At 36.5% G+C, this 7,196-nt stretch carries 5 protein-coding genes; 2 read left to right on the forward strand and 3 right to left on the reverse strand.

Translation table 11 applies throughout. The annotated features are described in order from the left end of the window. Positions 1–89 precede the first annotated feature (89 nt). The 3 genes from FL972_RS12750 to FL972_RS12760 form a co-directional block, all read right to left on the reverse strand. Entirely contained in the window at positions 90–3,389 is a 3,300-nt protein-coding gene (locus FL972_RS12750; protein WP_144605842.1) for a SusC/RagA family TonB-linked outer membrane protein, read from the reverse strand. A gap of 221 nt (positions 3,390–3,610) precedes the next feature. Continuing rightward, the gene (locus FL972_RS12755; RefSeq protein WP_144605843.1) at positions 3,611–4,705 is read right to left on the reverse strand and encodes a FecR family protein; all 1,095 of its coding nucleotides are present in this window, start codon (positions 4,703–4,705) and stop codon (positions 3,611–3,613) included. Between the two features lie 132 nt (positions 4,706–4,837). Then, on the reverse strand, positions 4,838–5,401 hold the full coding sequence (locus FL972_RS12760) for an RNA polymerase sigma factor (RefSeq protein ID WP_144605844.1): 564 nt from the start codon (positions 5,399–5,401) through the stop codon (positions 4,838–4,840). Positions 5,402–6,047: 646 nt separating this feature from the next. Between FL972_RS12760 and FL972_RS12765 the strand changes: the two genes are divergently transcribed. Both FL972_RS12765 and FL972_RS12770 read left to right on the forward strand, forming a co-directional pair. Further along, positions 6,048–6,461: an SRPBCC family protein gene (locus FL972_RS12765; RefSeq protein WP_144605845.1), complete on the forward strand. Its 414-nt coding sequence runs from the start codon at positions 6,048–6,050 to the stop codon at positions 6,459–6,461. Positions 6,462–6,660: 199 nt separating this feature from the next. Next, a complete protein-coding gene (locus FL972_RS12770; RefSeq protein WP_144605846.1) occupies positions 6,661–7,038 on the forward strand; it encodes a nuclear transport factor 2 family protein in 378 nt (125 codons plus the stop codon). Positions 7,039–7,196 lie beyond the last annotated feature (158 nt).

Raw genomic sequence — 7,196 nt, forward strand, 5'->3', positions numbered from 1 at the left:
TTTTGTCAAACTCATAAATAGGCAGTTCCTTTGTCAAGTAAATTCAGCTAAAAGGTGCTGAAATGAAACTACTTCCTAACATTGATTACTTAAAACTGCAAACTTAAGCCTAAGGTAAAGGTCCTTGGTCTAGGATATTGGAAAAAGAAAATATTCTGTCCCCACTGATTCCCTCCCCAAGAAGAGGCTTCCGGATCATAACCTTTGAAATCTTTGGAATGGATCAGAAAAGCATTTTGCACATTGGCATATACCCTTAGTTTATTAAACCCTGAACCTAGTCCTGAAGCATTATCGAAAGTGTATCCCAAAGAAATTAAATTACCTCTGATATAAGATCCGTCAGCTACCCAATGGCTGTCTACCTCACTGTTTTGTCCCGAATAAGGTCCATTTCTGATTTGCTGAACCATAGTGTTTTGATTTTCCTCTGTCCAGGCATCATACAGAACATCAGCTAACCCACTGGCAAATCCAGTTCTATCTTGAGTGGAGTGAAAGAATTGTTGCAGAATATCAACTCCCGCTACAAATTGCACATCAAGTGTGAAGTCAAAATTCTTGTAATAGAAATTATTAATAAATGCTCCAGTCCATTTCGGAATACCATTACCAATAATTTTTCTTTCTGCACTTCTCTTAGCCTCTCCAGGAATAGCTCCAACCTCAGCCGCCTCAGCCGCTTCATCTGTACCCCAGGTGCCTAATCTTTCAAATCCCCAAAAGGAACTCAATGGCTCTCCAACACGAAGAATTGTTTGGCTTCCCGAAACCCAAAATGGCCCTGAGAATATATCTTCATTGTTTTCCCCCAATTTTTCTATACGGTTGATATTGTAAGAAAAATTAAGATTGGTGTCCCAGCTTAGACTGGAGGTAGATACCGGAAATGCACGTAACAAAACTTCAACTCCCCGATTAGATACAGAGCCTATATTATCTCTCACTGCGCTAAAGCCAGAGGATGCAGGAACAGGTCTGTCCAACAATAAATCAGTTGTCAGCTTGTAGTAATAATCAAAACTCAAGCTCAAAGCTCTATCCAACATGGAAAGGTCAAATCCAACGTCAAACTGTCTGGTTTTTTCCCATTCTAAGTCTGGGTTTGGAAGTCTATTTACAAAACTAATAGGGGCTCTTGTTCCATTTATTAGGGTTGTGGCTGAAGAAATAGTGCCGAGTGACTGATAGGTTGGGATCTCTGTATTACCGGTAATCCCAAAACTAGTTCGGATTTTTAATTCATTGATGTTGTCTGCCAGGCCTTGCATAAATGGCTCATTGGAAAGAACATAGCCTAAGCCAACAGATGGAAAGACTCCATATTTATTATTTGCTCCAAAACGGGAAGAACCGTCTACTCTTCCTGTAAATGTTAGCAGATACCTTCCCTTATAATTATAATTACCTCTTACGAAATAGGAATTAAGTGCCCATTCATCATAGCCTGAATTGGGCGTGCCTGGCTGACTTGCTGCCTGAATTCTATTAAATCTAAAGGTATCATCAGAAAACCCCGTGGCACTGATATTAAAGAATTCACTGCTCCTTTTCTGCCAGCTTAGTCCTGCTATAGCATTGATGGAGTGCTCTCCAATTTCTTTGTTGTAACTCAAATAGTTTTCCTGCTGCCAATAAAAACTCCTGGAATTCCCCAAAAATGCATAGCCATTCGGGGAAGAAATATTGATCAGATCAGTTGGACTATAGATCTGCTCATTGTAGTCATTTTTATCAAAGCCAAACTGTGTCCGTAAATCCAGTCCCGGAAGAATATGGAAAGTAGTATAAATATTTCCGAAAAGCTTCGTTCTTTTCCTTAATCTATCCTGTGTAGTCAATACATGAACAGGATTGGGAATCGCTTCGAATCCGTAAGGATCAGTGACCATACCTGTATTACTCCAAGTTCCATCAGGAAACTTTACAGGAAAAATGGCTGGCATTTCAATCATAGATCTTCTTGGCATTTGATGGCCTCCACCTTCTTCGAATACGTTTTCTGTAGTATTGTTAGCAAGTAGATTTATTCCTACAGAAAGCCATTTTTTAGGTTGTGCATCATAGGCAAATTTCCCATTGATCCGCTTTAGGTAATTGTTGAGCATGATACCCTCCATGTCTGAATAATTCAGAAATGCTCCGAAAGAAGATTTTTCTGCTTTTGATTGGAAGGAAAGTTGATGATTGTGGGAAATTGCAGTTCTGGTGGCTTCTTCTTGCCAATCTGTATCATATAATGGATTCCCATTGGCATCAAACAGTCTAGGGTCATTTCTTGTAAATGCAGGAATTGACACTCCGGGACGATATTTACTATGATTTTCAAAACCTCGCTCCAATACTTCCATAAATTCTTCAGCATTCAGTACATCCATTTTTTTGGGTAATACACCAACGCTTACAAAACCTTCATATCCAATAACACTTCCCGTTGATTGGGCCCCTCTTCGAGTGGAAATCAAGATAACCCCGTTTGCCCCTCTCGCTCCATAAATTGCAGTGGAGGAAGCATCCTTTAAAACTTCCATGCTTTCTATGTCATTTGGGTTGAGGAATTCAATATTTTCCATAACCACACCGTCAACTACATACAGCGGTTCAGAGGATGAATTGATGGTTCCAAGTCCCCTTATTAATACCCGTGGACTGGAGGAAGGAGAACCTGAATTCAAAAAAACGTTGACTCCTGCTACTTTTCCTTTAAGTCCTTGGAGAGCGTTTGTGACAGGAGCCTGAAGAAGTTCATCGCTGCCCACTACGCCTACAGAACCAGTTAAGTCAGATTTTTTGACTGTACCGTAACCTACTACTACTATTTCTTCTAGTGATTTTGTGTCACTTTCCATTGTAACGGTCAGGTTTCTTCGTTCTCCAACCATTACTTCTTTGGTGAGCATACCTATAAAACTGAAGATCAAGACAGATTCTGAAGAATTAACATTTAGTGTAAACTTCCCGTCAAGGTCAGTGACTGTACCATTGGTTGTCCCTTTTTCCAGAACAGAAACACCAGGAAGAGGTAGGTTGCTGTCATCTAATACTACTCCAGTAACCACTTCAGCTGGTATTTTTTCAATACTTACAGGATCATTTATTGTATTAGAAGGATTGACACGAACATGTATATTCTGATTGATTTGTTTAAATGTCAGTCCCGTTTGTTCACTGAAAATTACCAATAGATCATATAGGCTTCCATTGGAAGAAAGTGAAATTGATTCTATATTTTTTACTTCTCTGGAGGTATAGACAAAATTGAACCCTGAGGCTTTTTCAATTTTTGAAAATGCTTCAGTTACCGATGCGTTTTGAAGCTCTAATTTTATAGGAACTTCATCTATGGCTTTTATTTGAGCGTTTCCATTGTTGGCTAACAATAAACTCATTGAAAAGCACTGAATTATAAAACTGTACAAAATTGTTTTGGACATAGCCAATAAGCTTAACAGTATGCTTTTTTTCATAACTTTACTTCATGTTTAAACTTTTGAGAATGGTTTGAACAAGAGGGATGATCATCCGCCAAGACTAATCATCACCTCCATAGGCCGAGAGAATTTTCTTTCGGCCTTTAATTTTCGGCTTGTCTTTTCATAGGCATTTTGGGTTATGGTTTAAATCTGATTTGAATATTTTTTCCTTGTATTTCATATTCAAATCCAGAACTGTAGCTCAATCCGATTAAAATATTTTCAAGGGTTTCGTCTTTAAATTTCCCGGATACCAGTAAATCCTTGGGTACTGGATTATTAAATGTAATTTCTACCCCAAACCAATTTTCCAGTTTCCTACTGGCTGTTTTAAAGGGCACTGCATCAAAAATCAATGTTTTATTCATCCATGATAAAACATGCTCCACATCAAAACGCTCTTTCTTCCAAGATTTTCTTTCTGCATTGGTCTGTATTCCTTCTCCCGGCATCAATTTTTCTTCGGCCAATTTATTCTCCTCAGAAACTACGACTACCCCACTGATTAGAGCAATTGAAATCGGCTCATTAGGGAAAGAGGAAATATTAAATGATGTACCTAGCGCAGTAGTGGCAATGGAACCTGTTTTTACTGTGAAAGGACGCAGGCTATCTTTAGCTACCTCAAAAAAGGCCTCTCCATGAAGATTGATGATTCGGGTAGAGTCTGTAAATCCTTTTTGATAGGAAATACTGCTTCCCGAATTGAGAAAAACTTTGGAGCCATCTTCTAAGCTTATAGTGGATTTAACACCCGGTGGTGCTTGGAAAAACTCCCTTTCTGCTTTGGTTTGTAATTCTAATGGGGATTCAATAGAATTCGGAAATAAATAAAAGAAGCTAAATATCATACCGATTAGTAAAAAAAATAGGATGGAAGTTACTCTTCTTCTTACCTTTTTCTTTCGAGATTGTACATAGCTATATTTTTGAATAGTACTCCAGCTATCTAGTTGAATCACTGGAGTCTGATAAGCTTTTGAACTTTCAGGTTGAATAGCTTTTTCAATCTGACTAAATAAAAAGTCTTCTTTTTCTTGTGATAGTTGAACCTTCTTTCTGGAAAGATTTAAGAGAATGGCACGAGCTTTAGTTACTTCTTTAATTTTTGAGGGATTTTCTTTGAGATACTCCTCCCAATAATTTTTGGAACTGGCATTGCCTTCCAAGACCCAATTTTTAAAATCCGGGTCCAAAACAAAATCCTCTGTAGAATAGTCTGATTTGCTCATAGGAGTAAGAATTCACCTAGAGGAGTCAAAAAGTTGTAGAAGTTATCCTTTCTGTGAGAAAAAAAAATAAACTTTTTGAAAATTCAGAATTATTAGTAAAATAATGACCTATATATAGAATAAAATTTGGTATTAAATAGTATTTTTCAAGCTTGAAATAGCTTTCCAGGCAAGGGTATAGGCTGACCTTAAATTGATATTCATGATTTTTGCGGTCTCTTCGTAAGTAAACTTTTCAAAAAAGAGGCAATTGACGGCTTCTTTTTGTCTCAATGGTAGTTTTTCGAGTGCCTTTGACAATTTTTCTTTTAAACTTTGATTTTGGGTAGCTTGAATCAATTCAGTTTCACAGGACTGTATACAAGGCTCTATCTCACAAATGTATTTTTCTTGGTGTAGCTTTATTTTCTTATTCTTTTTGACCTCTTGATGAATCTTGTTGGAAAGACACTTAAATAAGTAAAATTTTACGCGTTCGGTAGTAGGGAGTTGAGAATGATATTTCCATAAGTCAACAAAAACCTCTTGGATACAGTCCATTACCAAATCTTCGTTCGGTATTACAGAACAACCAAACCTAAAAAGGTCTTGGATATATAATCTGTAAATCTGTCCAAAAGCCTCTTTATCTCCTTGCAAAAAGGATTTCCATAAGTCGGAATCGGTTATTTCTTCTTTAAAAAGTTTGGTTTTCAAAAGTTTAGGGTCTGTTAATTGACTTTTATATTAGTAAAAGTCCGGAACTTTAAAAAGAAAAAAATATATTTATTAGATAGTCTTCCTTAAAAAAATTAAAGATCTAAAAAGTTTAAGGTTTCGTTTTTTACAACTTAATTAATTGGCTTGTAAAAATAAATTATCCTAAGAGGCAAATATTCTTATTTAATTTAGGTTCTCTTTTGAGCTACGTTTGATAAAAATCTTCTAAGAATTGGCTTTACAAAAAATTAAAATTCTGGGCTAAATTCCCAAATTGTTTTTCTAGCTCCGAAGGAGCGGGATTATTTAGAAAATTAAAATTGGAAACATCTTATGCAACAGCTCCAAAGGAGCGAGATAAAAGAAGTTGAAAGTGAAAAAGTTTAAATAAGCTCCGTACCCTAATCAAATTTTTCGAATTCAAGTATCAAACCACCCTAGCGGTGGTTTTTTTTATTCTAAAAAAAATCCGTAAATGCTGTCTTTTTCCAGGGTAATTTGAAGTTTCCTCACTTTGCATTGCGAGGCAATCGAAAATTAATGATGAGGCCTAGTATGTCTTACAATTTTTCACCTAATCTCATCAGCTTTGATTAAATTAACCTAGAAATCGTCCCAGTCTTAATTTCTCACTTAAACTTCCATGACACCTAAAAAAATCATCATTTCTTCCCTTATTTCCGCTCCTATAAAAAAAGTTTGGGATTATTATACCGACCCTGCTCATATCATCAATTGGAATTTTGCGGATCCTAGTTGGCACTGTCCCCATGCCGAAAATGATTTGAGAGTAGGTGGTAGGTACCTTGCTAGAATGGAAGCTAAAGACAAGAGTTTCGGGTTTGACTTTGATGCCAAGTATACTGGAGTAAACCCAGGTAAAGACTTTACTTATCAATTTGGTGATAGGCTTGCAACTGTTTCATTCATGGAAATTGATGGGAAGACTGAAGTCACCATTACTTTTGATCCAGAAACAGAGAATTCAATCGAATTGCAGAGGAATGGCTGGCAGGCAATTCTGAATAACTTTAAAAAGTATACGGAGGAAAAGTAACAATCCTTGAATTTTTTGAATCACTACAGGGCTAGTATCAGGGTTAGATTTCCTTCACCCGGCTTTATCTTTTATTTATAAGTTGCTGGTTTAATTGAATCTATACAGGTAAATAGCTCAAGAAATTTATGTTTCATGCTTGGCTCAAAGACTAATATTTGTATAGAAAACTGTAAATTAAGTCTAAGTTTTTTTAGATATGGAAATCAGAGAAAGAATAATTTTAAACTACATCGAGGGTTATAATAGCTTTGATAGTCAAAAAATGGTGAAGGATTGCTCGGAGAACTTCGTTTTTGAAAATATCCAGGATGGAAAAGTCACCATGACATTGAAGGGTGTTCTGGAATTCCTTAATCAGGCTGAAGCTGCAAAGAATTATTTTTCGAAAAGAAAACAAACTATCATTTCTATTGACCATCAATCTGATTACAGTGAAATCCTAATCGATTATCATGCGGTTTTGGCATGTGATCTCCCAAATGGACTCAAAAAAGGGCAAGAGCTTCGACTCAAGGGCAAATCCAGGTTTCATTTTCAAGATGGAAAAATAATGAAGCTGATAGACGAAAGTTGAATTTTGGCGGTAAAGAAACTGATGAACTCAAGCCAGCTCCTTTGTCAAATAAATATTCATTTCTACCTTGACTTTGCTGTTTTTTTATTGGAATCTATGTATATCCGCTTTCTTACCAGTAACAACCAAATACGGCTTATTGTCAGCTAAATGGATCA

It is taken from the genome of Algoriphagus algorifonticola (assembly GCF_007655305.1).
Classification (GTDB): Bacteria; Bacteroidota; Bacteroidia; order Cytophagales; family Cyclobacteriaceae; genus Algoriphagus; species Algoriphagus algorifonticola.